General features: G+C 60.5%; 25 protein-coding genes and 1 pseudogene. 16 read left to right on the plus strand and 10 right to left on the minus strand.

Annotated elements, in window-relative coordinates:
- Window positions 1-16: 16 nt before the first annotated feature.
- On the minus strand, window positions 17-1,207 hold the full coding sequence (locus MM194_RS08160; RefSeq protein WP_241343273.1) for an efflux RND transporter periplasmic adaptor subunit: 1,191 nt from the start codon (window positions 1,205-1,207) through the stop codon (window positions 17-19).
- A 162-nt stretch (window positions 1,208-1,369) separates the two neighbouring features.
- Here MM194_RS08160 and MM194_RS08165 point away from each other — a divergent pair, with 162 nt between their 5' ends.
- The 3 genes from MM194_RS08165 to MM194_RS08175 all read left to right on the plus strand — a co-directional run bounded on the left by MM194_RS08165 (window position 1,370) and on the right by MM194_RS08175 (window position 4,118).
- A complete protein-coding gene (locus tag MM194_RS08165) occupies window positions 1,370-2,011 on the plus strand; it encodes a TetR family transcriptional regulator (RefSeq protein ID WP_241343274.1) in 642 nt (213 codons plus the stop codon).
- 160 nt (window positions 2,012-2,171) lie between these two features.
- Complete coding sequence (locus tag MM194_RS08170; protein WP_241343275.1) at window positions 2,172-2,744, plus strand: class I SAM-dependent methyltransferase; 573 nt, start codon at window positions 2,172-2,174, stop codon at window positions 2,742-2,744.
- Between the two features lie 195 nt (window positions 2,745-2,939).
- Window positions 2,940-4,118, plus strand: coding sequence for a dicarboxylate/amino acid:cation symporter (locus tag MM194_RS08175; protein ID WP_033129892.1), 1,179 nt, complete (start codon window positions 2,940-2,942; stop codon window positions 4,116-4,118).
- A 68-nt stretch (window positions 4,119-4,186) separates the two neighbouring features.
- Here the strand turns inward: MM194_RS08175 and tesB are convergent, their stop codons facing one another.
- The 6 genes from tesB to MM194_RS08205 all read right to left on the minus strand — a co-directional run bounded on the left by tesB (window position 4,187) and on the right by MM194_RS08205 (window position 9,547).
- Entirely contained in the window at window positions 4,187-5,050 is an 864-nt protein-coding gene (tesB, locus tag MM194_RS08180; RefSeq protein ID WP_033129893.1) for an acyl-CoA thioesterase II, read from the minus strand.
- A 253-nt stretch (window positions 5,051-5,303) separates the two neighbouring features.
- The gene (gene rluB, locus MM194_RS08185) at window positions 5,304-6,227 is read right to left on the minus strand and encodes a 23S rRNA pseudouridine(2605) synthase RluB (RefSeq protein WP_033129894.1); all 924 of its coding nucleotides are present in this window, start codon (window positions 6,225-6,227) and stop codon (window positions 5,304-5,306) included.
- 151 nt (window positions 6,228-6,378) lie between these two features.
- Window positions 6,379-6,942, minus strand: a complete 564-nt coding sequence (gene scpB / locus MM194_RS08190; protein WP_277605082.1) for an SMC-Scp complex subunit ScpB — start codon at window positions 6,940-6,942, stop codon at window positions 6,379-6,381.
- 74 nt (window positions 6,943-7,016) lie between these two features.
- Window positions 7,017-7,871 carry a ScpA family protein gene (locus MM194_RS08195; RefSeq protein ID WP_218290827.1) on the minus strand — a complete coding sequence of 285 codons (855 nt, stop codon included), beginning with the start codon at window positions 7,869-7,871 and terminating at the stop codon, window positions 7,017-7,019.
- A gap of 22 nt (window positions 7,872-7,893) precedes the next feature.
- Window positions 7,894-8,514: an L-threonylcarbamoyladenylate synthase gene (locus MM194_RS08200; protein ID WP_033129896.1), complete on the minus strand. Its 621-nt coding sequence runs from the start codon at window positions 8,512-8,514 to the stop codon at window positions 7,894-7,896.
- Between the two features lie 151 nt (window positions 8,515-8,665).
- A complete protein-coding gene (locus tag MM194_RS08205) occupies window positions 8,666-9,547 on the minus strand; it encodes a PHP domain-containing protein (RefSeq protein ID WP_241343277.1) in 882 nt (293 codons plus the stop codon).
- A gap of 441 nt (window positions 9,548-9,988) precedes the next feature.
- Here MM194_RS08205 and MM194_RS08210 point away from each other — a divergent pair, with 441 nt between their 5' ends.
- The 10 genes from MM194_RS08210 to MM194_RS08255 all read left to right on the plus strand — a co-directional run bounded on the left by MM194_RS08210 (window position 9,989) and on the right by MM194_RS08255 (window position 20,267).
- On the plus strand, window positions 9,989-11,653 hold the full coding sequence (locus MM194_RS08210) for an anthranilate synthase component 1 (RefSeq protein WP_241343278.1): 1,665 nt from the start codon (window positions 9,989-9,991) through the stop codon (window positions 11,651-11,653).
- A complete protein-coding gene (locus MM194_RS08215) occupies window positions 11,646-12,245 on the plus strand; it encodes an aminodeoxychorismate/anthranilate synthase component II (RefSeq protein ID WP_033129899.1) in 600 nt (199 codons plus the stop codon). The genes MM194_RS08210 and MM194_RS08215 overlap by 8 nt, the downstream gene beginning before the upstream one ends.
- Before the next feature lie 9 nt (window positions 12,246-12,254).
- Window positions 12,255-13,268 carry an anthranilate phosphoribosyltransferase gene (trpD, locus tag MM194_RS08220; protein WP_241343279.1) on the plus strand — a complete coding sequence of 338 codons (1,014 nt, stop codon included), beginning with the start codon at window positions 12,255-12,257 and terminating at the stop codon, window positions 13,266-13,268.
- Window positions 13,268-14,776: a bifunctional indole-3-glycerol-phosphate synthase TrpC/phosphoribosylanthranilate isomerase TrpF gene (gene trpCF / locus MM194_RS08225; RefSeq protein ID WP_241343280.1), complete on the plus strand. Its 1,509-nt coding sequence runs from the start codon at window positions 13,268-13,270 to the stop codon at window positions 14,774-14,776. Before trpD ends, trpCF begins: the two co-directional genes overlap by 1 nt.
- 74 nt (window positions 14,777-14,850) lie before the next feature.
- Complete coding sequence (gene trpB, locus MM194_RS08230; protein ID WP_042640049.1) at window positions 14,851-16,044, plus strand: tryptophan synthase subunit beta; 1,194 nt, start codon at window positions 14,851-14,853, stop codon at window positions 16,042-16,044.
- Window positions 16,041-16,850, plus strand: coding sequence for a tryptophan synthase subunit alpha (gene trpA / locus MM194_RS08235; protein ID WP_241343281.1), 810 nt, complete (start codon window positions 16,041-16,043; stop codon window positions 16,848-16,850). The genes trpB and trpA overlap by 4 nt, the downstream gene beginning before the upstream one ends.
- Before the next feature lie 577 nt (window positions 16,851-17,427).
- Window positions 17,428-17,670, plus strand: coding sequence for a hypothetical protein (locus MM194_RS08240; protein WP_241343282.1), 243 nt, complete (start codon window positions 17,428-17,430; stop codon window positions 17,668-17,670).
- Window positions 17,667-18,419 (plus strand): hypothetical protein, encoded by a 753-nt coding sequence (locus tag MM194_RS08245; RefSeq protein ID WP_241343283.1) that lies wholly within the window; start codon window positions 17,667-17,669, stop codon window positions 18,417-18,419. Before MM194_RS08240 ends, MM194_RS08245 begins: the two co-directional genes overlap by 4 nt.
- An 842-nt stretch (window positions 18,420-19,261) precedes the next feature.
- The gene (locus MM194_RS08250; protein WP_241343284.1) at window positions 19,262-19,876 is read left to right on the plus strand and encodes a DUF5710 domain-containing protein; all 615 of its coding nucleotides are present in this window, start codon (window positions 19,262-19,264) and stop codon (window positions 19,874-19,876) included.
- A 121-nt stretch (window positions 19,877-19,997) separates the two neighbouring features.
- A complete protein-coding gene (locus MM194_RS08255; protein ID WP_277605083.1) occupies window positions 19,998-20,267 on the plus strand; it encodes a hypothetical protein in 270 nt (89 codons plus the stop codon).
- Here MM194_RS08255 and MM194_RS08260 read toward each other — a convergent pair.
- Window positions 20,261-20,797, minus strand: a pseudogene (locus MM194_RS08260) (metal-dependent hydrolase); the annotation flags it as partial. The gene MM194_RS08255 and the pseudogene MM194_RS08260 overlap by 7 nt on opposite strands.
- Window positions 20,798-21,078: 281 nt before the next feature.
- On the opposite strand from MM194_RS08260, the gene MM194_RS08265 reads away from it, so the two are divergent.
- From MM194_RS08265 to MM194_RS08275, 3 genes are all read left to right on the plus strand, one after another.
- Window positions 21,079-21,372, plus strand: coding sequence for a helix-turn-helix domain-containing protein (locus MM194_RS08265; RefSeq protein WP_241343287.1), 294 nt, complete (start codon window positions 21,079-21,081; stop codon window positions 21,370-21,372).
- Window positions 21,356-22,672 (plus strand): HipA domain-containing protein, encoded by a 1,317-nt coding sequence (locus MM194_RS08270; protein WP_081966113.1) that lies wholly within the window; start codon window positions 21,356-21,358, stop codon window positions 22,670-22,672. Before MM194_RS08265 ends, MM194_RS08270 begins: the two co-directional genes overlap by 17 nt.
- A 98-nt stretch (window positions 22,673-22,770) precedes the next feature.
- Window positions 22,771-23,013, plus strand: coding sequence for a DUF3297 family protein (locus tag MM194_RS08275; protein WP_033130396.1), 243 nt, complete (start codon window positions 22,771-22,773; stop codon window positions 23,011-23,013).
- 221 nt (window positions 23,014-23,234) lie between these two features.
- On the opposite strand, the gene MM194_RS08280 is transcribed toward MM194_RS08275, so the two are convergent.
- Both MM194_RS08280 and MM194_RS08285 read right to left on the minus strand, forming a co-directional pair.
- Window positions 23,235-23,669, minus strand: coding sequence for a DMT family transporter (locus tag MM194_RS08280; RefSeq protein WP_241343288.1), 435 nt, complete (start codon window positions 23,667-23,669; stop codon window positions 23,235-23,237).
- A 98-nt stretch (window positions 23,670-23,767) separates the two neighbouring features.
- Window positions 23,768-24,256, minus strand: coding sequence for a DMT family transporter (locus tag MM194_RS08285; protein ID WP_241343289.1), 489 nt, complete (start codon window positions 24,254-24,256; stop codon window positions 23,768-23,770).
- Window positions 24,257-24,338 lie beyond the last annotated feature (82 nt).

Here is a 24,338-nt window from a genome sequence, read left to right on the forward strand (position 1 = left end):
GGCGACTACTCCATCCTTACTTGTTGGCCGGGGTCTGCTGGGCATTAGTGGCGGCGCTGTCGCTCTTGCGTTCAGCGGGCGCGACCTGGGCACCGGGTTTGACCTTCTGCAGACCGGCAACGATCACCTTCTCGCCGGCATTGAGGCCGGACTCCACCACCCAGCTGTCGCCAACGACGCGGCTGAGTTGCACGTTGCGCAGCTCAACCTTGTTGTCCGCCGTCACCACCATGACGGTGGCGCCCCCGTTCGGGGTACGGGTCACGGCGGTCTGCGGCACCAGCAGTCCCTCGGGACGCTCACCCTCTTGCAGGGTCGCACGCATGAACATGCCGGGTAGCAGCAGCCGATCCGGGTTCGGCACTATCACCCGCAGGGTCACCATGCCGGTGGTCTCGTCCACGGTCACGTCGGAGAACTGCAACGCGCCCTGTTCGCCGTACTGGCTGCCATCTTCCAGCAGGAAGCTGACCTTGGCGCCATCCTGCTGACCCTGGGTCAGCTTGCCGGCGGCGACCTGGCGCTTGAGGCGCAGCAGATCGGCGGTGGACTGGCGCACATCCACATACATGGGATCGAGCTGCGAGATGGTGGTGAGGCTGTCGGCCTGCTGGGCGGTGACCAGGGCACCCTCGGTCACCGCAGACTTGCCGATGCGGCCACTGATAGGAGCCGTGATGCGGGTATAGGCCAGGTTGATGTTGGCGCTCTGCAAGGCAGCCTTGGCGGCCCCTATCTCGGCGACCTGCTGCTTCCAGGCGGCGTCGGCGTCGTCATATTCCTGGCGGCTGATGGCCTTGACCTTCACCAGCTCGGCATAACGCTGGGCCTTGAGGCGGGCGCTGCGCTCGTTGGCTTCGGCCTTGGCGAGATTCGCCTTGGCACTGGCGACGGCGGCCTGATAGACGGCGGGATCGATCTGGTACAACAACTGACCGGCCTTGACGTCGCTACCCTCGGTGAACAAACGCTTGAGGATGATGCCATTGACCTGGGGACGCACCTCGGCGACGCGCAGGGGCGCGGTGCGGCCGGTGAGTTCGGACATGAGTTGCAGCGGGGCGGTATGGAGGGTCACCACGTCCACGGCGGCAGGGGGCATCTCCCCCATGGCCTGCTGGGCTTCTCCCTTGTCGCCACAACCGGACAGCAGACCGCTTGCCAGCAGGGCAAGGCCCACTGAACGTGCGAGAATATGTTTATGCATGAGATTTCTAAGCCTCTGTTTCAAATGTTTCAAACAAAAAAGTCAATAAAACCACAGGGTTTATGGGGTCCCTGTTGGTAAAAGCGTAAAGATGAGGCAATATACATACATTCATAAATGTATGTAAGAAACTTTTGACCCTTTTAGACAGGAATGGATCCGATGGCCAGACGAACCAAAGAAGAAGCGCAGCAGACCCGCTGCCACATCATGAGCACGGCCCTGACTCTGTTCTGCCAACAGGGGCTGGCCAAGACCAGCCTGACCGATATTGCCAACGCCGCCGAGCTGACCCGGGGTGCCATCTACTGGCATTTCAAGAACAAGGAAGAGCTGTTTATCTCCCTGTGGGAGGAGCTCTGCTCCCCCCTCTCCCATCAGCTCGACGCCTGCGTCGATGAACAGGAGCCGGATCCCCTCGGCAAGCTGCGGGTCTTCCTCAAAGACGTGATGTGCAAGATAAGCCTCGAACCCGCCCACCAGCAGATGTTCACCATCATGTTCAATCTGGAGTCCCTGGAAGGGGAAGCCAGCACCCTGCGCGAGCACATGCGCGCCCAGTCCCTCAACTTCTTCCAGGATCTGGAGCTCACCCTGGCCAATGCGGTGCGCCTCGGCCAGTTGCCGGCAGACCTCGATCTGCGCAGGGGCGCGACCCTGATGCACTGCACCCTGGATGGCTACATCATCAACTGGCTGCACTTCCCGGAGCGCATCAACCTGATCCGGGATGCCGACTTCCTGCTGGACACCCTGTTCGCCCTCATCGCCCAGCCGCAGGGCCCGGCGGTGCGGCGCAGCTAAGGTGAAGCGGGTCAGTTCCTTGGCCCGCCCTGCCCTTCAGAGCCATCAAGCCGGCATGCCATGGGATCAAGGCCCGACACAGGCCAGGATCGGCGATCAAGTGGGCGACAAAATTTGCTAGAGTAGCGGCCCTCACCCGACCCGCTTTCGAGATGACCCCATGCCCGCTTTCGCCCCCTCCCCCGACAACCAGCACCCACGCCCGGCTCGCACAGGGGAAGCCCATGCCCCCTTCCTGGCCCGGCTGCGCACGGGGGCCCATCTGCTGGAAGCCGGCTGTGGCGCGGGGGAAGACCTGCACTATTTCCGTGAGCTGGGATACGTGGTGACCGCCTTCGATGCCAGCCGGGAGCAGGCCAGTGCCGCCTCGCGCCTGTGCGGCCAGCCGGTACGGGTCTGTCACTTCAACCAGATGCACAGCGTCCTGCCCTTCGATGGCATCTGGGCCAGCGCCTCCCTGCCCTGCCTGCACGAGCAGGAGCTCGCCCCCGTGCTGACTCACCTCGCCAGCCTGCTCAAACCCGGGGCGCCGCTCTACTGCTCCTTCCCCCACCTCGATGGCGCACAGGGCGCCGGCTCACCCGAGGGCGACTACCCGCTGCGCGTCTGGCTCGACGAGGCCGGACTGAGGGCGCTGATGGCGCCGCTCCCGTTCGAGGTGCCGCGACTCTGGTGCGCCGAAGATGGAGTCAATGGCCGCTGGCTGCATGCCCTGCTGCTCCGGCAACCCTGAATCGACGCTGTATAATTCATCATCAATTTTGCCCTCCCCTTCCCCGCTGGCGACATACGTCGGCATGATCACATTTAACAATATTTAACTCCAAATTAACCAGCATCAGGCAGACAAGATGCGGCTGTCGTGTTAAAAAGCAGCGATATAATCAAGATTAAATAATAAGACCGACAACAACACCTGGAACATCACATGAAACTTGTCCTGAAACTGATTGCCGGCATCCTCGCCGGTCTCCTGTTAGGCCTCTACGCCCCGGAATGGGTCGCACGCGTGCTGTTCACCGCCAAGACCGTCATCGGTCAGCTGATCAGCTTCACCATCCCGCTCATCATCCTGTTCTTCATCACCAGCGGCATCGCCAGCCTGCCGAAGAACTCGGGTCGGTTGTTGGGTAATACCGTTGCCCTCGCCTATGGCTCCACCCTGGTGGCCGGCACCCTGGCCTTCCTGATCGCCAGCCAGCTCATCCCGCTGCTGACCAGCGAGGCCACCATGACCAGCCAGGAGGGCACCAAGCTCGCCTCCTACATCACCATGGAAATTCCGCCGCTGTTCGGGGTGATGTCGGCCCTGGCCGCCGCCTTCGTGTTCGGCATCGGCATCTCCGCCACCGGTGCGCGGGATCTGCGCAGCGTGGCCGATCAGGGGCGTGACATCATCGATCTGCTGCTGGCCAAGGTGATCATCCCGCTGCTGCCGTTCTACATCGCCGGCGTCTTCGTCGAGATGACGGTCGAGGGCACCGTCTTCACCACCCTGAAGACCTTCGGCGTGGTACTGGTGATGGCCATCGTCATGCACTGGCTCTGGCTCTCCGTGCTGTTCGTCGGCACCGGGCTGGCGCTCGGTCGCTCCCCGGCCACCCTGATCAAGAACATGCTGCCGGCCTACTTCACCGCCATCGGCACCATGTCCAGCGCCGCCACCATCCCGGTCGCCCTCAAGGCCAGCAAGAACAACGGCGTGAGCGATGCCATCGCCAACTTCACCGTGCCCCTGTGCGCCACCATCCACCTCTCCGGCTCCACCATCACCCTGGTGACCTGCGCCACCGCCGTCATGTTCCTCTCCGAGCACCTGGCCATTCCCAGCCTGCTCGAGATCTTCCCCTTTATCATGATGCTGGGTGTGGTGATGATCGCGGCCCCGGGCGCCCCGGGTGGCGCCGTGATGTCGGCCCTGGGCCTGCTCACCTCCATGCTCGGCTTCGGTGATGCCTCCATCGCCCTGATGATCGCCCTCTACCTGGCCCAGGACAGCTTCGGCACCGCCTGCAACGTCACGGGTGACGGCGTCATCGCGCTCTGGGCCGATCGTTTCGCCCAAAGCGGCGAGACAGCGCTCGGCACCGAGCAGGATGCAGCCTGATACGGCAAGCAAGCACATACAAAAACGGGAGCCAGTGGCTCCCGTTTTTTTATGGCTGGCATCTGAGGTCAACCGCGCCGGCGGATCACCCCTTCCTGCACCGTGCTGGCCACCAGCACGCCGTCACGGGTGAAGAACTGACCGCGCACCAGGCCACGGCCGCCGCTGGCGCTCGGGCTGTCCACCACGTAGAGCAGCCAGTCGTCGAGCCGGAAGTCCCGGTGGAACCACATGGAGTGATCTATGGTCGCCACCTGCATGTCCGGCTCCCAGTAAGAGACCCCGTGGGGCTGCAGGGCGGCGAACAGGAAGTGGAAGTCCGAGGCATAGGCCAGCAGGTATTTATGTACCCGCTGATCGTCGGGCATCTGGCCGTTGGCCTTGAACCAGGTGTAACGCAGGGGCTCGTGCACATCCGGGCGGATCGGGTCGACCAGGGTCACGGGGCGGATCTCGAGCGGCTTCTCACACAGGATCTTGTCCCGCAGGGCCGGCGGGATCAGTTGCTCGTAGGGACGCACCAGCTCCAGCTCGCTCTTGAGCTGCTCGGGCGGGGTGATGCCCTCTGGCATGGCGGCCTGGTGCTCGAACCCCTCGGCCTCTATCTGGAAGGAGGCGTTGAGGTAGAAGATGGGCTTGCCGCCCTGGATGGCCTTGACCCGGCGGGTGGAGACGGTCTGGCCGTCGCGGATGTTCTCCACGTCGTAGACGATGGGCTTGTTGGCATCCCCTGGGCGCAGGAAGTAGGAGTGGAAACTGTGCACCTGACGATCACCCGCGACCGTCTGCTTGGCGGCTGACAAGGCCTGCCCCATCACCTGTCCGCCAAACACGGATCGCAATCCGAGATCCTGGCTCTGGCCCCGAAACAGGCCCTCCTCGATCTTCTCCAGCGCCAGCAACGCCAGCAGCTCATCCAGTACCTTGCTCATTCGTCTCTCCTGTATCAGTGCGGGAAAGGCTAACAAGCCAGCCCTGGCAGAGCAACCTCTCCCTCACCCTGGTCAGGTTCAGCAGGAAATTTTATCGATATAAACATTCATTAGTACGATTAATGTACATCGATCATTCCCCGGCAACAAAACAGGCTGGCATGAAGTCCCCCTCCCATCACGAAAAAGCCCGCACCAGAGGGTGCGGGCTTTTGCTGGTCGGGGCCGATGACATCAGGCCAGAAGCGTCGGATTACTTGCTGCCGGTGCCCGAGTTGCGGGTCGAGGAGGTCGGCTTGCGGCGGGCGGTGGTGCTGCGCGCGCGCGGCTCCATGCCCTGCATGTCCTTGTGGCGCTTGACCGCGCGGCGGATCTGGGCGGCCTGCTTGTGGCGGGTGGTCTTGCCATCCTGCTGCAGGTCGACCTTGGATTCGGTCTCGTAGTTCATGTGCACCAGACCGCGCAGGTAGTTCACCTCCGGCAGCTTGAGCTCTTTCCAGCCACCGCGGGGGATGCCGCGATCCAGGGTCACGTCACCGTAACGGATCCGCATCAGACGGCTCACCTGCACTTCCTGGGATTCCCACAGACGGCGCACTTCACGGTTGCGACCCTCGGTCAGGGTGACGTTGAACCACTGGTTCAGGCCTTCACCGCCGGCCGGCTTGATCTTGTTGAACTTGGCGATGCCGTCTTCCAGCTGCACGCCCTTGCGCAGGCGTTGCAGCATGGCTTCGGTGATCTCGCCGAACACCCGCACCGCGTATTCCCGCTCCACTTCGTGGCTCGGGTGCATCAGCCGGTTGGCCAGTTCACCGTCGGTGGTGAACAGCAGCAGACCCGAGGTGTTGACGTCGAGGCGGCCGACCGCGATCCAGCGGGCACCGTCCATCTTGGGCAGACGATCAAACACGGTAGGACGACCTTCCGGATCGTGACGGGTACACATCTCCCCTTCGGGCTTGTGATACGCCAGCACGCGGCAGATCTGCTCTTCAGCCGCACGGGTCTTGATCTGGTGGCCATCCACCCGGATCACGGCGTTTGCTTCGACGCGATCTCCCAGCGTAGCGGCCTTGCCATCCACACTGACCCGACCTGCGGTGATCAGGGCCTCCATCTCACGACGGGAGCCTTGACCCGCGCGGGCCAACACTTTTTGCAGTTTTTCACTCATCGGGGTTACCTGATTGTTGATCGCTGCCCGCTAACATAACGGACAACGGTTATTGCCATGCCGGATCCCGTCTGGGCGATCCGCCATCGCATTGATCATTTCACCCGGTCGCACTCTTTGCCAACCTTCATTGAGAAAGTGGCAGCGCAGACTAGGCATCGCTGCCCTCGCCCGGCAAACCGGGCAAGGGTTGTTGCAGCTCGGGAGCCAGCTCGGGGAGCTGCTCCAGACTCTGCAGATTGAAATAGTCCAGAAAATCTCTGGTGGTGGCGAGCAACTCGGGGCGACCCACCACCTCCTTGTGACCGACGCTGCGCACCCAGCCTCGATCCTTCAGGGTATTCACTATCTGGCTCGACACCGCCACCCCGCGGATGGCTTCGATCTCGGCCCGGGTGATGGGCTGACGATAGGCGATCAGGGTCAGCGTCTCCATCACGGCGCGAGAATAGCGCGGCGCCCGCTCGCTCCACAGCCGGGAGAGCTCGTCGGCATACTCCTGGCGCGCCTGGAAGCGCCAGCCGGAGGCGACCTCCTTGAGCTCCACCCCCCGCGCGCTGTAATCCTGTTTCAGCTCGGCCAGCAGCAGTTGCACATAGCGGCCGGTGACCGGGTAGTCGGCCAGCACGCTGGCCTTGAGCTCGCTCGCGGTCAACGGGCGCCCGGCGACGAAGAGCGCGGCCTCGATCAGCGTCTTGAGCCGTTCAGCGGGCAGCGCCACGGGTGCCCTCCTCACGCGGGTTTGCCAACGCAACCGGCCGCTGGCGCGCTGGCGACCAGGAGGCTGACTCAATGCACATGTTCACGCTTCCCCTCCTCCTCTGCACTGGCCAGGGCGAAATGGATAGGCCCAAGGGGTTCCGCCTGCAGGATCCAGATCAGGGACTCCTTGCACAGCTCCAGCAGGGCCAGAAAGGTCACCAACACCCCCATCCGCCCCTCCTCTGCCCTGAGCACCTGCTCCAGGCGCAGGGTCTGCCCGAGGGAGAGCATGGCGAGGATCTCGGCCATCCGCACCCGGGTCGGGATCTGCTCGCGGCGGATCTGGTGATGTTCGAAATGAGTCGCGCGTTTTACCACACTTTGCATGTAAAGGGCGAGCTCAACCAGTGAAACATCGGGGGCCAGCGGCTTGAGGGCACCAAAATCCGGCGGCAGGGCGGCGGCGAGATAGATCTCCCGCTCCACCCGCGGCAACTCGTTCACCCGCTCGGCGCCGACCTTGAAACGCTCGTACTCCTGCAGCCGGCGAATGAGGGTGACGCGGGGATCTTCCCCCTCGTCCTCCTCTTCCAGCTCCGGGGCCCTGGGCAGCAGCAGGCGGGATTTTATCTCCGCCAGCCAGGCCGCCATCAGCAGGTATTCGGCCGCCAGCTCCAGGTTGAGCCCCTGCATCAGCTCCACGTACTCCATGTACTGGGCGGTGATCTGCAGGATCGGCAGGTTCAGGATGTCCAGCTGCTGGCGCCGGATGAGGTAGAGCAGCAGATCGAGCGGCCCCTCGAAGGTGTCGAGAAACACCTCCAGCGCATCGGGCGGAATAAACAAATCCTGGGGCAGCTCATGATAGGGCTGCCCCAGGACTTTGGCGATGGGCAGGGGAAGGCTTGCCTCCCCGCTCGCACCCGGCGCCGGCGTCAGCAGCTCGGGTACGGGCTCGGCGGTATCACTCAAACGGCGTGGGATCCCCGGCACCGCGACGGCGCAGCACGGGCTCGTCGTCGGAGAAGTCCACTACGGTGGTGGGCTGCTCGCCCAGATAGCCACCGTTGACCACCAGATCCAGCTGCTTGCCCAGCTTGTCGAAGATCTCTTCCGGGTCGAACTCGGCCATCTCGGAGCCCGGCAGGATCAGGGTGGTGGAGAGCAGCGGCTCGCCGAGCCCCTCCAGCAGGGCCAGCGCTATGTTGTTGGCCGGCACCCGGATGCCGATGGTCTTCTTCTTCTCGTTCATCAGCCGGCGCGGCACTTCCTTGGTGGCCTTGAAGATGAAGGTGTAGGCGCCGGGGGTGTTGTTCTTGACCAGCCGAAACGCCGTGTTGTCCACCTTGGCATAGGTGGAGATCTCGGAGAGATCCCGGCACACCAGGGTGAAGTCGTGGGTCGGATCGATGCGGCGGATGCGGCAGATGCGCTCCAGCGCGTCCTTGTTACCCATCTGACAACCCAGGGCGTAGCCGGAGTCGGTGGGATAGGCGATGACGCCCCCGTTTTGCAGGATCTGAACCGCCTGGCCGATGAGGCGGACCTGGGGATTATCCGGATGTACGTAAAAATGCTGACTCATAAACTGTTCTCGCGATAGCGACAGGGCAGGCCTGCCTGTAATTCCCAAACTAGAGCATGGTCACGGGCCCCTTGGCCCATGACACTACCTTAACCCCTTTGACGCAGACTCGCTCGCGCCGAAGGTCGAACCCGCCGGATCCACACCGCCGTCAGCGGCTGGCCAGCAGGCTGGCATGCTCCTCGGTGGTGAGACCGAAATGGCCGGGATACCCCAGCCAGAGTGGCATGCCCTCTTTGGGCAGCCAGAGATGGCGACCCAGCTCGGTCCAGTTGGAGGGGAAATGAAAATCCGATCCCACCGAAATGTAAAGATCGTGCTCCTTGGCCCACTGGCCCAGGTTGGCCCGCTCCTGGGGACTCTGCTGGGGCAAGGAGACCTCCATGGCATCCCCCCCGGCGGCCTTGAAGGCCACCAGCAACCGCTTGATCCACTTGGCGGTGAGACCATAACGGCTGGGGTGCGCCAGCACCGCCAGGCCGCCGGCGCCATGAATGGCCTCGATGGCAACCGCCATCTCGAGCCACTCGGCGGGCACATAGCCCTTGTTGCCCCGGCTCAGGTACTTCTTGAATACCTTCTGCATGGTATCGGCCACCCCGCGCGCCATCAGCACCCGGGCAAAATGGGCGCGGGTCACGGCGGCGTCACCGGCCAGGGCCTTGGCCTCTTCGTAGGTGCCAGGGAGCTGGCACTTCTCCAGACGGCGCCCTATCTCCTCGGCGCGCGCCTCGCGGCGGGCCAGCTGGGCGGCCAGAAAGGCCACCAGCTGCGGATTTTTTTCATCCACTCCCAGCGCCACTATATGGATCTCGTGATGCTCCCAACCGGTGGAGATCTCGACCCCGCTCACCAGCCGCAGCGGCAGTAGCTCGGCGTTGATCGTTGCGCGGATCTCATCAAGCCCGGCGAGGGTATCGTGGTCAGTGACCGCTAACACCTCGACCCCTTTCTCGGCGGCGCGCCGCACCAGGTCACGGGGTGCCAGCACCCCGTCGGAGGCGGTGGTATGACAGTGAAGATCGAATCTCATCGGCTTATTTCGCTCTCATGAACAGGCCACTTTGGAAAAAAGAAGGCAAAAAAGCGACTTGACTTGGCCGCGGCTTTATCGTTTTCTGTAGACACTTCAACTGCAAACAGAACGTTACAGGATTCTATCATGCAAACGACAATCACCCTGAACCAGAACTGGTGGTGGCACATTCCCTAACATGCGGGCGTGTGGTCGTTGCTGTACCTGTGATCTGACAGCAAATTAAGAACCCAGAGAAAAAGCCCGCTGACCCCAGCGGGCTTTTTTATTATCCGGCAAATGGACATGTGATGAAACCGAGAATTCAGACCAGCACACAGACCTGGCGATGGCGACCCTACTGAAACCGCCTCAACCACCTTAATTTTCAAGGCATTCTTTCAAGGTATGCAACGTCATGAACATTGGTCATCACCATCACACGCAAGGGAACGCATTATGACAGCCAGCAAGACCCGGTTATCCCTGGGCGAGTTCGATACCCTCAGGCTCAATGCCCCCTATGTCACCGACCCCCTGGCGCTCTACAGCCAGCTGTGCCAGGGCCGCCCCAACAACCTGTTGCTGGAATCGGTAGAGATCGACTCCAAGGCCGGCACCCAGAGCCTGCTGCTGGTGGACGCCTGCCTGCGCATCGAGTGCCGTGGCCGCACCGTGCAGGTACGCGCCCTCAACGACAACGGCGCCCAGTTGCAGATCCTGCTCGGCGAACAGCTGCCGGCCCCGATCCGCCGCAGCCTGGTGAAGGGGGAGCTGCACCTCGAGTTCCCGGCCTCCGATCGGGAGCTTGACGAAGACAGCCGCCTCAAGGGCATCAGCGTGCTGGACGTGCTGCGCACCCTGCAACAGCAACTGCAATGCCCAGTAGGTAAAGAAGCGCTGTTCATGGCCGGCAGCTTCGCCTACGACCTCATCGCCTCGTTCGAGGATCTGCCAGAAGTACCGGAAGGCAGCAACGACTGCCCCGACTACTGCTTCTATGTGGCCGAGACCCTGATCACCATAGATCACATCAAACAGAGCACCCAGCTGGTGGCCTGCCTGTTTGGCGGTAACAGTGGCGACGACGAGCAGGAAGAGAGCCAGCAGGAGGCGCGCTACGCTCGCCTGCTCAGCCGACTCGAGAGCTTCAAGCAAGCCTGTCAGCAGCCACAACCCCGGCCTCAGACGGCCCAGCCGCTGACCGGCGCGCTCTGCGTCGACAAGAGCGACAAGCAGTTCTGCGCCGAGGTAGAGAAGCTCAAGGGCTTTATCCGTCGGGGCGACATCTTCCAGGTGGTGCCCTCACGCAGCTTCTCCCTGCCCTGCCCCGAGCCCATCGCCGCCTACCGCCGCCTCAAGCAGACCAACCCCAGCCCCTACATGTTCTACGTGCAGGATGAGGGCTTCACCCTGTTTGGCGCCTCACCGGAGAGCGCGGTCAAGTTTGAAGCCGGCAGCCGCCAGGTGGAGATGTACCCCATCGCCGGCACCCGCCGCCGTGGCCTCAACCCGGATGGCAGCATCAACCTGGATCTGGATGGCCGCATCGAGCTGGAGCTGCGCCAGGACGAGAAGGAGGTGGCCGAGCACCTGATGCTGGTGGATCTCGGCCGCAACGACATAGCCCGCATCTCCGAGCCCGGCACCCGCTACGTGAAGGACCTGCTCAAGGTGGATCGCTACAGCCACGTGATGCACCTGGTCTCCCGGGTGGTCGGCACCCTGAGAGCCGATCTCGACGCCCTGCACGCCTATCAGGCCTGCATGAACATGGGCACCCTCACCGGCGCTCCCAAGCTGCGCGCCAGCGAACTCATTCGCGCCGTGGAGGGTCGCAGACGGGGCAGCTACGGCGGCGCCGTCGGCTATCTCAACGGCGTAGGCGAGATGGACACCTGCATCGTGATCCGCTCCGCCTTCGTCAAGGAGGGCGTGGCCCATGTCCAGGCCGGTGCCGGCGTGGTCTATGACTCCAAGCCCCAGATGGAAGCGGACGAAACCCGTGCCAAGGCCGCCGCCGTGCTGGCCGCCATCGCCGCCAGCCATGGCACCTCCCTGCAGGCCCTCAGCCTGCAAGAACACCAGCAGTCCGAGAAAACCAAGGCGGCGCGCCATGACTAACATCTTCCTGCTCGATAACTTCGATTCGTTCACTTATAACCTGGTGGATCAGTTCCGCACCCTCGGCTATCCGGTGCGCATCTACCGCAACAGCCTGCCGGCGACCCGCATCATGCAGGAGATCGAAGCCTGTGACGGGGATGCGGTGCTGGTGCTCTCGCCGGGACCGGGCGCCCCCCACGAGGCCGGCTGCCTCATCGATCTCATCAAGCTGGCCCGCGGCCGGGTGCCGATCCTCGGCATCTGCCTCGGTCATCAGGCGCTGTGCGAAGCCTACGGCGGCACCGTCGGCGCGGCGGAGGAGATAGTCCACGGCAAGCGCTCCCTCATCGAGCACCATGGCCACGGCGCCTTCGCCGGCCTGCCGAGCCCGCTGCCGGTGGCCCGTTACCACTCCCTGGTCGCCACCTATGTGCCGGAAGAGCTGCAGGTGATTGCCCACTACCAGGGCATGCCCATGGCCATCGAGCAACGGGACGAGCGGGTGCTGGGCTTCCAGTTCCACCCGGAATCCATCATGACCAGCGAAGGGGCCCGCCTGCTCACCCAGGCGCTCGCCCATATCACCCGCCCAGAAAGCCACGTGCGGTAAGGAGACCCCATGCATCATCATCTCAACACCCTCTATCAGGGGCAGTCTCTCTCCCGCGACGAAGCCCGTGACGCCTTCGGTCAGGTGGTACGCGGCGAAGTGGATCCCATCGTCCTCGCCAGCCTGCTCACCGCCCTCAAGCTCAAGGGGGAGACCCCGGAGGAGATCGCCGGCGCCGCCGACGCCCTGCTGGCCGAGGCTCGTCCTTTCCCGCGCCCGGACTACGCCTTCTGCGACATCGTCGGCACCGGCGGTGATGGCCTCAACACCATCAATGTCTCCACCACCTCGGCGCTGGTCGCCGCCGCCTGCGGCCTGAAAGTGGCCAAGCACGGCAACCGCTCGGTCTCGAGCAAGTCTGGCTCCAGCGATCTGCTGGACAAGATGGGCATCAGGCTCGACATGAGCCCTGAGCTGGCCCGCCGCTGTCTGGACCAGCTCGGCATCTGTTTCCTGTTTGCCCCCCAGTATCACGCCGGGGTGCGCCACGCAATGCCGGTGCGCCAGGCCTTGAAAACCAGGACGCTATTCAACGTCTTGGGGCCGCTTATCAACCCCGCCCGCCCCAGCTATCAGCTGATGGGGGTCTATGCCCCCGAGCTGGTGCGCCCCATCGCCGAAACCCTGCTGGCACTGGGGCTGAAAACCGGTATGGTGGTACACGGCGCCGGGCTGGACGAGGTGGCCATCCACGGCCCGACCCAGGTGGCCGAGATCCGGGACGGCGAGATCCGTGAGTACCTGCTCACCCCGGCCGACTTTGGCCTCGAGACCTACCCGGTCAGCGCCATTCAAGGGGGGGAGCCGGAAGAGAATCGCGCCATCACCGCCGCCATCCTGGCCGGCGAAGGCAGCCCGGCCCACAACGCCGCCATCGCCGCCAATGTGGCGCCGCTGCTGGTGATGGCGGGCAAGGCCCCGGACTTCAGGCAGGCCGCCGCCCTGGTGCTGGCCAAGCTGGCCAGCGGTGAGACCAGCGCGCTCGCCCAGGCACTCGCCACCCTGAGCCATCAGGAGGCATGATGTCAGTCACCGCTCAGCACAGCACCCAACAAGAGAGCCCACAAGGCAGTAGCCAGCTTCGCAAGGATAACGAGATGTCAGACCTTATTGCCCCCCATGGCTTCCTGAACATGGCCTCCATCAACCAGACCATACTCGGCAAGATAGTGGCCGCCAAACAGGCGTGGGTGGCGGCCCGCAAGCAGGCACAGCCGCTGGAGAGCTTCCAGGCCGCGCTCACTCAAAGCGATCGGGACTTCGAGGGGCAACTTCGCGCCGGCGGCACCCGCTTTATTCTGGAGTGCAAGAAGGCCTCCCCCTCCAAGGGGTTGATCCGCAATGACTTCGATCTGGAGGCCATCGCCGACGTCTATGGCCGTTACGCCACCGCCATCTCGGTGCTGACCGACGAGAAGTTCTTCCAGGGTGATTTCGCCTTCCTGCCAAGGGTGCGGGCCAGGGTCAGCCAACCGGTGCTGTGCAAGGACTTCATGATCGACCCCTATCAGGTCTATCTGGCTCGCCACTATCAGGCGGACGCCATCCTGCTGATGCTCTCGGTGCTCACCGACGAGGGCTACCGCGCCCTGTTCAAGGTTGCCAAGGAGCTGGGCCTCGGGGTGCTGACCGAGGTGAGCAACGAAGAGGAGCTGACCCGCGCCATCGCCCTGGGGGCGCCGGTGATCGGCATCAATAACCGAGACCTGCGGGATCTCAGCGTGGATCTCGCCCGCACCGGCCAGCTGGCCGCCGACATTCCCGCCGATCGCGTGGTCATCAGCGAATCCGGCATCCGGGATCGCAGCCAGGTCGCCCGTCTGCGCCAGCATGCCAAGGGCTTCCTGGTGGGCTCCTCCCTGATGGAGGAGGCCGATCTGGAGGCCGCTGTGCGCAAGCTCACCCTCGGCCAGAACAAGGTATGTGGCCTGACCCGCGCCGAAGATGCCGCCGCCGCCCATCAGGCAGGTGCGGTATTTGGCGGCCTTATCTTCGTGGCCAAGAGCCCGCGCTACGTGGACATCCCCGGCGCCCGTGCCGTGATGGCCGGCGCCCCGCTCAACTATGTGGGGGTGTTTCGCAATGCCCAGCCCCAGACCATAGCCCTGACGGTCGAGGCCCTCGGGCTCGCCGCGGTGCAGCTGCATGGGGACGAAGACGCCGCCTATATCGAGGCGCTGCGTACTCTGCTGCCCGAGGGCTGCGAGATCTGGAAGGCGGTCGGCATTACTCTCGATAAGACAAGCGGCGAGCCGCTGCCCGCCCTCGACTATCCGGCGGATCGCCTGCTGCTCGATACGAAAGTCGGCAGCCAGAGCGGCGGCACCGGCCAGGCGTTCGACTGGGCCATGCTGGCAAGCCTCGACAAATCGCGCCTGATGCTGGCGGGGGGCCTCAACCCGGACAACGCCCTGCGCGCCGCCCAGGTGGGTTGTCTCGGCCTCGATTTCAACTCCGGGGTGGAGACGGCCCCGGGCCAGAAGGATCCCCAAAAGCTCGCCGCGGCCTTTGGCGCCCTGCGCCAACTGTAAGCGTGCCCTGCGGGCCCTCTGAACATGCACCAAATTGATGAATCGCTTTCGCCTATAGATACAAGGAATAGACTATGACTCTGCTCAACCCGTTTTTCGGTGAATTTGGTGGCATGTATGTGCCCCAGATCCTCATCCCCGCCCTGCTCCAACTGGAGAAGGCCTTCGTCGATGCCAAGGAAGATCCGGCCTTCGTCGCCGAGTTTGAAGAGCTCTTGACCGAGTACGCCGGTCGCCCGACCCCCCTCACCCTGACCCGCAATCTGACCAAGGGCACCAAGACCCGGCTCTATCTGAAGCGGGAAGACTTGCTGCACGGCGGCGCCCACAAGACCAACCAGGTGCTGGGCCAGGCCCTGCTCGCCAAGCGCATGGGCAAGACCGAGATCATCGCCGAGACCGGCGCCGGTCAGCACGGAGTCGCCACCGCCCTGGCCTGCGCCCTGCTCGGCCTCAAGTGCCGGGTCTACATGGGTGCCAAGGATTGCGAGCGCCAGAAGCCCAACGTGTTTCGCATGAAGTTGATGGGGGCCACCGTCATTCCGGTGCATTCCGGCTCCAGCACCCTGAAGGATGCCTGCAACGAGGCACTGCGAGACTGGGCCGCCAACTACGACAGCGCCCACTACCTGCTCGGCACCGCCGCCGGCCCCCACCCCTTCCCCACCATAGTGCGGGAGTTCCAGAAGATGATAGGGGAAGAGGCCAAGGCCCAGTGCTTCGAGAAGGAAGAGCGCCTGCCCGATGCGGTGATCGCCTGTGTCGGCGGCGGCTCCAATGCCATCGGCATCTTCGCGGACTTCATCGAGAATGAATCGGTGCGCCTCATCGGCGTCGAACCCGGTGGTCATGGCATCGAGAGCGGCGAGCACGGCGCGCCGCTCGGTCACGGCAGCAAGGGGGTCTTCTTTGGCATGCACTCCTACTTGATGCAGGACGAGCAGGGTCAAATTCAGGAGTCCTACTCCGTCTCGGCGGGGCTGGATTTCCCCTCCGTCGGCCCCCAGCACGCCCATCTGGCCGCCATCGGCCGGGCAGACTACGTCTCCATCACCGATAAGGAGGCGCTGGACGCCTTCCAGGAGCTGGCCAAATCCGAGGGGATAATCCCTGCGCTGGAGTCCTCCCACGCCCTGGCCCATGCCCTCAAGATGGCCCGCAGCGAACCCGAGAAGGAGCAGGTGCTGATCGTCAACCTCTCCGGCCGTGGCGACAAGGACATCTTCACCGTCGCCGACATCTTCGAAAAAGAAGGAACCCTGTCATGAATCGCTACGCACAACTCTTCTCCCGGCTGGATGCTGCCAATCAGGGCGCCTTCGTCCCCTTCGTGATGCTGGGGGATCCCACCCCCGAACTCTCCCTGGCCATCGTCGATGCGCTGGTCGAAGGGGGCGCCGATGCCCTGGAGCTCGGCATTCCCTTCTCCGATCCGGTGGCGGACGGCCCCACCATTCAGGGTGCCGCCCTGCGCGCCTTCGAGAGCCACACCACCCCGGATGGCTGCTTCGAGCTGCTGGCCAAGATCCGCGCCAAGTACCCGCAGCTGCCCATCGGCCTGCTGGTCTACGCCAACCTGGTCTATGTGCGCAAGATCGACGGCTTCTACGAGAAGTGCCAGCAAGCCGGGGTCGACTCCGTGCTGGTGGCGGACGTGCCGGTGCAGATGTGCGAGCCCTACAAGGCCGCTGCCGACAAGTTCGGCATCGACAGTATCTTTATCGCCCCGCCCAACGGCGATGCCGAGACCCTCAAGGCGGTGGCGGAACTGGGCAGTGGTTACACCTATCTGGTGAGCCGTGCCGGCGTCACCGGCGCCGAGACCAAGGCCGGCATGCCGGTGGATGGGCTGATCAATACCCTGCGCGAGTTCAAGGCGCCCCCCGCCCTGCTCGGCTTTGGCATCAGCGAACCGGCCCAGGTGCGTGACGCCATCAAGGCCGGCGCCGCCGGCGCCATCTCCGGCTCCGCCGTGGTGAAGATCATCGAGACCCACCACAAGAACCCTGAGCACATGCTCACCCGCCTCAAGGAGTTTGTGGAAGGGATGAAGGCGGCGACCCGCCATCCCTGATCCTCAGGCCGGGCCTGGCTTGGCCCCACAATCCTGACCCTAAGCAACAAGGGAGCCCGAATGGGCTCCCTTTTCTATTCCCTCGTCTGCTCCCCCTAGGAGAGGGCTGGGCGAAGGGGATTTCCGCACACTCTCCCTCCCAGCAGCCCGCTCAAAGCAGCGGTTGCCCACTAATTGGTTGAGGCTGCTCAGATTTCTATCAACGCCTTCTTTCCATGTCTCAATCCGGCCCCTTAATATAGCAATCGACAATCCAGCTCTCGGGAAAGCACCATGGCAACGATTGTTGCTATCTCGCAGGTGAAAGCAGCGAACTGGGGGCTGTAACTCAGGGGCGGTAGCTTGGCCGACGCTTGTCATAACCGGCGCCCTCACTGTTTCTCTACACAGTGGTAATGGAAGCGTTAAACGAGGAAGTCAAGCGATCACGTTCAGCTCCAGAGATAGGCTGGTAACGTAATGATTTAAATGAGTTTTTAACGGTAGTAATGAGGGTGTGACGGAGTTATATGGAAGGCTCCATTATCGGACTTATACCGCCTTCCATCGAATCACTATTAGAACTAAGGAGATACAAATGGGACAACAAATGGCTTTGGTTACACATATATTAGGGACAATATTTGCTGGAGTTTTTATATATTTCGTAGCTCCATATATAGCGAGTTTCATCACAGCTGATGAGGGATTAACGTATCTAGTACTTTATGCTCTCCTAGCTGTATCTTCATTTAAAACAGCACGAAAAATTGAAGAGGGTAAGGATGAAAAAACTAATGAGTTGGACGAATTACTAGAGAAGAAAGGCGAGCATAAGTGATTCTAAATATAACCTTAGCATGCTTAGGAACCCTAGTTGGGTTGCTGATTTATTATGTTAGATTAATTGGAGTTGTAGTTGATGAAAGAGAGTCAATAGAGGCATCCCCTGAATCCTACAACAGGTATAAGTTATTGCTCAACATATCAAATAAGCTAGAGCGTGTGGCGCCATTGGTCAAATCCAGTAAGAATGCAGATTGGGCAAAAATTATATCGTTTATTTCTGTTATCTGTGTTTCGGTATTATTGTTGGTAACGGGCCTGTTTTCTACCTACCTAGTTGATTATGGTGGATCCATACTGTTTTTCTTTTTTTTCTTTTCATTTTTAACTCCTCATGACAAAGGTTACTTGTTTTACAAAGAGAATCTAGTTTATTTTTTAATCATTATATCGTTTATGACATATACTGTCTTTCCACAATTTATAGGCCATATACCGATACCATTTAAAGTGTCGGAAAGCATCTCACTGGACTTTGAAGAGCTTAGGTTGTTTTTTGTCTTTTCTACTGCCGTCTGTACAGCATTGTTGCCTTATCCCATCGCAAAGCTAGAGAAGTGCTTCTCCCAGCTAGCTGTTTCCGTTGTTATGAAATTCACCAAAGATGTTGTCATGCTCGGCGTTAAACCCAACGAACCACACGAAGTTGGGCTGAGGAAAGTGGCAAAGGAATCATTGACATTATCTTTAGGCATGCTTTCTGCTGTTTTAGGACTTATCACATACTTTGCGAATTGGTTCTAACAAAGCATTTAAGAGTGATTCACAACGCTTGGCATTTTCAGTTCAAGGTTGGGTTTCGTGTTTACGGTGGTACGGTTTAGGTTAGGTGGTAGCGTTGCTCACACCTTAATACGGCGTTATGAATACTTGGAGAGATAGTTGAGAAAGTAACATATTTGGAAATACATAAATATAAGAACTAGCTTCAGATATTTACAAGAGGCAAAGAAAGGCAGTTCAATTCATGGTGATGCACAAATCATTAGTAACATATGAAGTTACCCCGCTGGGTCGCCTTTTCCTTAGAAGTATTGATCAGGGTGGATTAGCTATAAAGAGCTAACAAAACTATCCAACGGACGGCCAAAGGCGCGCACCGCTGGTAGTTGGCATTTAGAGAATTTGGACTCTCACCTTTCTGATCACGCAGCTGTACAGCTGGTCCACAGAAATTTGGTGCCCCATTTCAGTTTTCTGGGATGAGCCCCCCGTCCCTTCACATCGAGTTAGCAAAAAAGAAAAGGAAAATATTTTTAGCCCAGAATACGTTGAAGTAGGCAAGCAGTATTTTGTTGGGTGGGGAACATTAATGTTGATTAATGCTGTCCTCGTTCAGGGGAAGAATCGTAGCGGTTTATTCTGGTTTTTCATTTCATTGTCTTTAGGTCCAGTTACAACCTTGATATTGGCCTTGGTGCCAAAGCTACCTGAAAATCAATAAAAGAAACATGATGACATCCACCTTTCGGCGCAAGACGTTGTTTCGCGAGGAGAGTGTCCTAGCGTTGAAATAAGAGTTAAAAACACTAGTAGATCCAGTATTAAATTCCCCATAAATACAATTTACACATAGAGATAAAACCATGAAAAAGATATTCATCAATGTTCCTTATGCAGAGAAAGAAGATGCTAAATCCAAAGGTGCTAAGTGGGATCCACAAAAAAAGTCATGGTTTATATTAGACGGTGTAAATGAAGCACTATTTTCAAAATGGATGTTATCTGACAAAGAAAAATACAATTGCACCGAACTGCTTCATCCTGTTTTTTTAGTTAAATCGAAAGAGCCTTGTTGGCGATGTGCTGGTATTTCTGATGTATATTGCTTAGCTGCTTCAGGTTTTATAAATAGCGATTTTGAATATGATGAGTTTTCAACATTTTCAAACATTAAGGTTTTGAGTGAAAATTTAGCGAGGGCTTTGAAAATACATGCACCAAAATATAATCAAGACTACTCGCAAAAAGCTGGCAGCGTATATTATATGAACCATTGTCAATACTGTAATGCAAAGTTAGGTGATTTTTATATGCACAATGAGCCTGGTGGGGCATTCCAGCCTCTCACCCCAACTGAAGGGAAAGGAATTACGTTATTTGAAATTAAGAATATTAATGATGAGTGCTATCTTAATGGTAACGAGGGTCTTAGATCCCCTTGTTACATCGAGTCCGATGCACAAAGAGCACAAATATAACAGTTTCTAACTGGGTACTGCATTCCAGCCACACAAGCAAACGTTGGGATATTTGAGAAGTTGCGTGATAGATATCAACCGAAAAACAAAACGATTAGCCATTCTCTGCACCTTCCTGTTTCTGATCAGACTCGGATTTCGTGCATTTGGCTATGACCTGCTTTATCACAATCCGAATGATCCCTACGGTATCTCGGATTTGATTGAAGTGGCGTTAGCTCTCATATATCTGGTGAGCTTGGGTCTTTGCATAGTGCATGCGTTGCGGATATTGCTACGGCACTGGGATCAAGGTGCCTTGGGGGCCTCAGCCCTGCTCGCCCTCTGCGCAGTACAGTGGCACAGTTATGACTATCTTCATCACCTGGCCGCCAGTCTCAGCATTCACTGACGACCCCAGCCCCACACCCGCCACCCCATCAACACCAGCATCACTACAACCCCCGGCAGCCAGACCCAGTAGAGCTCGGAGAGGAGCACCGCTTCGCCTCGTGCGGTGAGATAGGCCTCCAGCTTGAAGGGGGCGACCCGGATCACCTGCCAGGGGGCAAAGAAACGCTCATCCCACCACGGCCAGAGCCAGCCCACTCCCTTGCCACCGGTGGTGAGCGAGTCGAGCAGACTGTGGGAAAGCAGCGAGACCAGCAGAAACGACCAGACGGTGACGGCGCTGGCCCTAAGCTGGCGCTGAAACAGCATAGCCAGAGTGGGCAGGGCAAAGGCGAACAGCAGGGAGTGGGTAAAGCCGCGGTGGCCAAAGACATGGCCGTAGTCGACTCCCAGTTTGAAGGCGAGCACATCGGCATCGGGCAGCATGGCGATGGCAACCCCCGCCAGCAGCAAGCGGGGCGGAATAATCCGGCTGCCGAGCCCGAGCCCAAGGCAGAGGGGTACGGCGGCGTGAGTGACTATGGTGGGCACAGGGTGAAGCTCCAACTGAAAACTGGTGCTTACCCTAATCCCGTTCGGTGAAGTGAACATGAAGTGCACTGCGGCTCTGCAAGCGAGCCCCTCCCTGCCCCTCGGCCATCCCCCGGACCATCCCTCACCAACTTTTCCGCCCTAAAAAGTGAACTCCTCTACACTTTTATCTCGCAACCAGCACCAGGACCATAAAAAGTGCATCATCGTACACTTTTGATTACTGTTTTCTCTTACCATGGGTTAAGGTGTAACAACCTACACTTTTTCCCGTGATCATGATGGCAGACGCATCGTTGCAAACCGGCCCGAAAGAACTGGATCCCGCCTCGCTGGGGCTGGCGATCCGCGAGAGACGCAAGGCAGCCAGGATGACCCAGGAGGTGACGGCCTCACTGTGCGGCATCTCCAAGAAGACCCTGATCAAGATTGAAAAGGGGGGGGATGTCTACCTCTCGACCCTGCTGCAGGTGATGAAGGCGCTGGGGCTGAGGTTGCAACTGGTGCAAGAAGCGGGCTCACAGGTAGCGAACGGCAACAGCCAACCCGAGGTCGGTGATGATGAGTGGTTCTGAGCACCATCGGCTGGAACTTCGGCTGGGTAATCAGCTGATCGGCCATCTCGAATATGACTCCAGCCGGGATGCGTTTCAGCTCGGCTATACACCTGCGTGGCAGGCGCGCGGATTCCCGCTCTCTCCCCCGCTGGCGCTGGATGGCTCGGCCAGCAGCGCCCAAGTCCGGGCATATCTGGGCAATTTGCTACCAGAAAATCACGGGCTGGAGCACCTGATTGAGGCGCTCTCCGTTTCGCGCAGCAATCTCTTTGCCCTGATCCACGGCATCGGTCGCGATGTCTCCGGGGCTGTCACCTTTACCCTGCCCGCAGAGCCCGACGTCCCCACCCATTTTCGCCCCATCACCCCGGAAGAGCTGTTGCTGCGCCTCGATCAGCCCGAGATCTGGCCGCTGGAAGTCTGGGATGGTCGCCCCCGCCTCTCGGTTGCGGGCGTGCAGGCCAAGCTCAACCTGCTGCGACTCGAGGGGACGCTGGGATTTGGCGAGGGCGAGCTCTGTTCCACCCACCTCCTCAAGTTCGAGCATCACCCTCATCTGGTGATCAATGAGTTTGTGACCATGCGGCTGGCCGCACTGCTGGGCATGCAGGTGGCACAGGTCGAACTGCACAGGGTAGGTCAAGGCGATAAGTCCCACCGAAGCTTGCTGGTAGAACGCTTCGATCGGCGCCTTGACGAGGGTGGCTTGAGGGTGCGCCGTCGTCACATGATCGATGCCTGTCAGGGGCTGGGGTTTCCCGTCGCCCGAAAATATGAACGCAACTTCGGTGACGGGCGGGACGTGGCCCATATTCGGGAAGGGGTGAGCCTGCCACGGCTGTTCAGTCTCAGCGCCCTCTGTGTCAATCCGGCGCAGGCCAGACTGGACATGCTGCAATGGCTGCTCTTCAACCTCTGCGTCAACAATCACGATGCCCACGGCAAGAACTACAGCTTCTTCGTCTCGCGGGCAGGGCTGACGCCCACCCCCTGGTACGATCTGGTCAATGTGGGGCTTTACCCCGAGTTCAACCAGCATCTGGCCATGGCCATCGGCAACGAGTTTGCTCCCGAGGCGGTCAACGCATGGCAGTTGCTGGAGATGGCCGAAGCATGTGATTTGCCCAAACGCCTGTTGCAGCAAACCCTGCACAAGATAGCCAGCGACATACTGCATCATCTTGATACCGCCATCGCCCTGGTTGAGACAGACCATACCGCCGAGCTGGCTTATCTGGCAGGCTACCGAGACGACGTTAAGCGCCGTTGCCACCATTTTCAGGAGCAGGCGACGCTGTTGCCCGAGCTGCAACTGTAGCCAGACCTTGTCCACCCGCATGGGACGCAACCCAGCCTTGAGCCCGTGGCGGGCATTGCCTACAATGACCCACTTTTTATCACACTCAGGTCTATAAAATGAGCGACAACAAACCTGCACTGCCCGACCGTCTGGCGGCCAACCCGCGCAGCCCGCACCATGTGGCAGCCTGCTTCGAGCACGAGATCGGCATTCGCCTCAACGGCAAGGAGCGCACCAATGTCGAGGAGTACTGCATCAGCGAAGGCTGGGTGAAGATCCCCTCCCCCAAGGCAAAGGATCGCTACGGCAACCCCATGCTGATCACCGTCAAGGGCACCGTCGAGGCCTTCTACGCCTAAGTCGCCCAGACTGCGACACCCCGACCCTGTTATTCCAGAACACCGGCCTAGCGCCGGTGTTCTGCGTTTTGGGCTGGCCCTGGCCCACAGGCGGCCTCTCTTTCTTTCCCTTCATTTCTCTTCCTTTCGCCTTTTCCCTTCCGCCAGGGCGTGATCTGGTTGGTCCTTGCCAAGGCAAGGGCGGCGCGTAGGCCTCCCAGATGTCGCCACGCCAGCTCCCCTCATGTTGAAGGGCGCGGCTTGCCGGCCTGCCAGCGTTGCAGCGCGGCGCCGGCCAGCACCAGCACAATGCCGAGCAGATCGCTCGCCGCCAGCCGTCCGGCCAGGGCATCGAGCAGGGCGCCCCCCGCCAGTTGACCCGCGACGATCAGCAGGGCACAGGCCAGGGCACCGACCCGGCCGATGGCCCAGCTGCTGATGGCGACGAACAGCGCCCCCAGCACACCGCCGAGCAGCAGCCAGGGATCGAGCCCGGCGAGCTGCTCCCAGGGCGCTCCCTTGAGGATGAGCAGGGCGCCGAGCAGCCCAAAGCCGAGCAGGTGATTGGCAAGAGACGCGGTAAAGGCGCCCCGGGCGCTGGCGAGGCGGCCATTGAGGGTGCGCGACAGACTCACCGCCACGCCGTTAAGCAGTCCCAGCAGGATCAGAAGGGTCATGGTGTTTCTCCTAACGCAGCACGATGAACAGGGCGCCGGCCATCACCAGCAAGGCGGCGAGCAGTCCCAACAGGATCAGGAGGGTCATGGTGTTTCTCCTAACCGAGCACGATAAGCAGGGCGCCGGCCAGCACCAGCAGAGCGGCGAGCGCGTCCTTCCCCGAGGGGCGGCGGCGGGTCAGCCCGAACCAGCCTCTGGCGTCGCACAGGGCGCCAAACAGCTGCTGGCCGAGCAGCAGCAGGGCCAGGGTGCCCGCCATGCCGAGGGGGGAGTTGAGGCAGAGGGCCGCCAGCACCACGGTGAGCGCCCCCGGCAGGCCGCCGAGCCAGGCCCAGGGCGGGGCAGCTTCTGGCTGTGGGGGCCGTGGGGCGAGACACCACAGGAGCGCGGCCACCAGGGTGCCGACCCCGTGGGCCAGCCAGCTCCCGAGCCAGGGGTCGGTGGCGCGGGCCAGGGCGCCGTTCTGGGCGATCATCAGCGCCAGCAGCAGGCCGGCGGCGAAGGCGGCCAGAGCACCTATGGTCTGGCCAAGTGTCTGGCCGAAGGCGAGGCGTCCGGGGCGGCGGTCGATAAGAGGGGGGATCATGGGGTCACTCCTTGGTTGAACAGAGGAGCAGGGTAAATTGTTTTCGATATGAGGATAATCTACCCTATTGGAACAACATTGT

This window comes from Aeromonas sp. MR16, from assembly GCF_022549315.1.
In the GTDB taxonomy this organism is placed as follows: Bacteria; Pseudomonadota; Gammaproteobacteria; order Enterobacterales; family Aeromonadaceae; genus Aeromonas; species Aeromonas aquatica.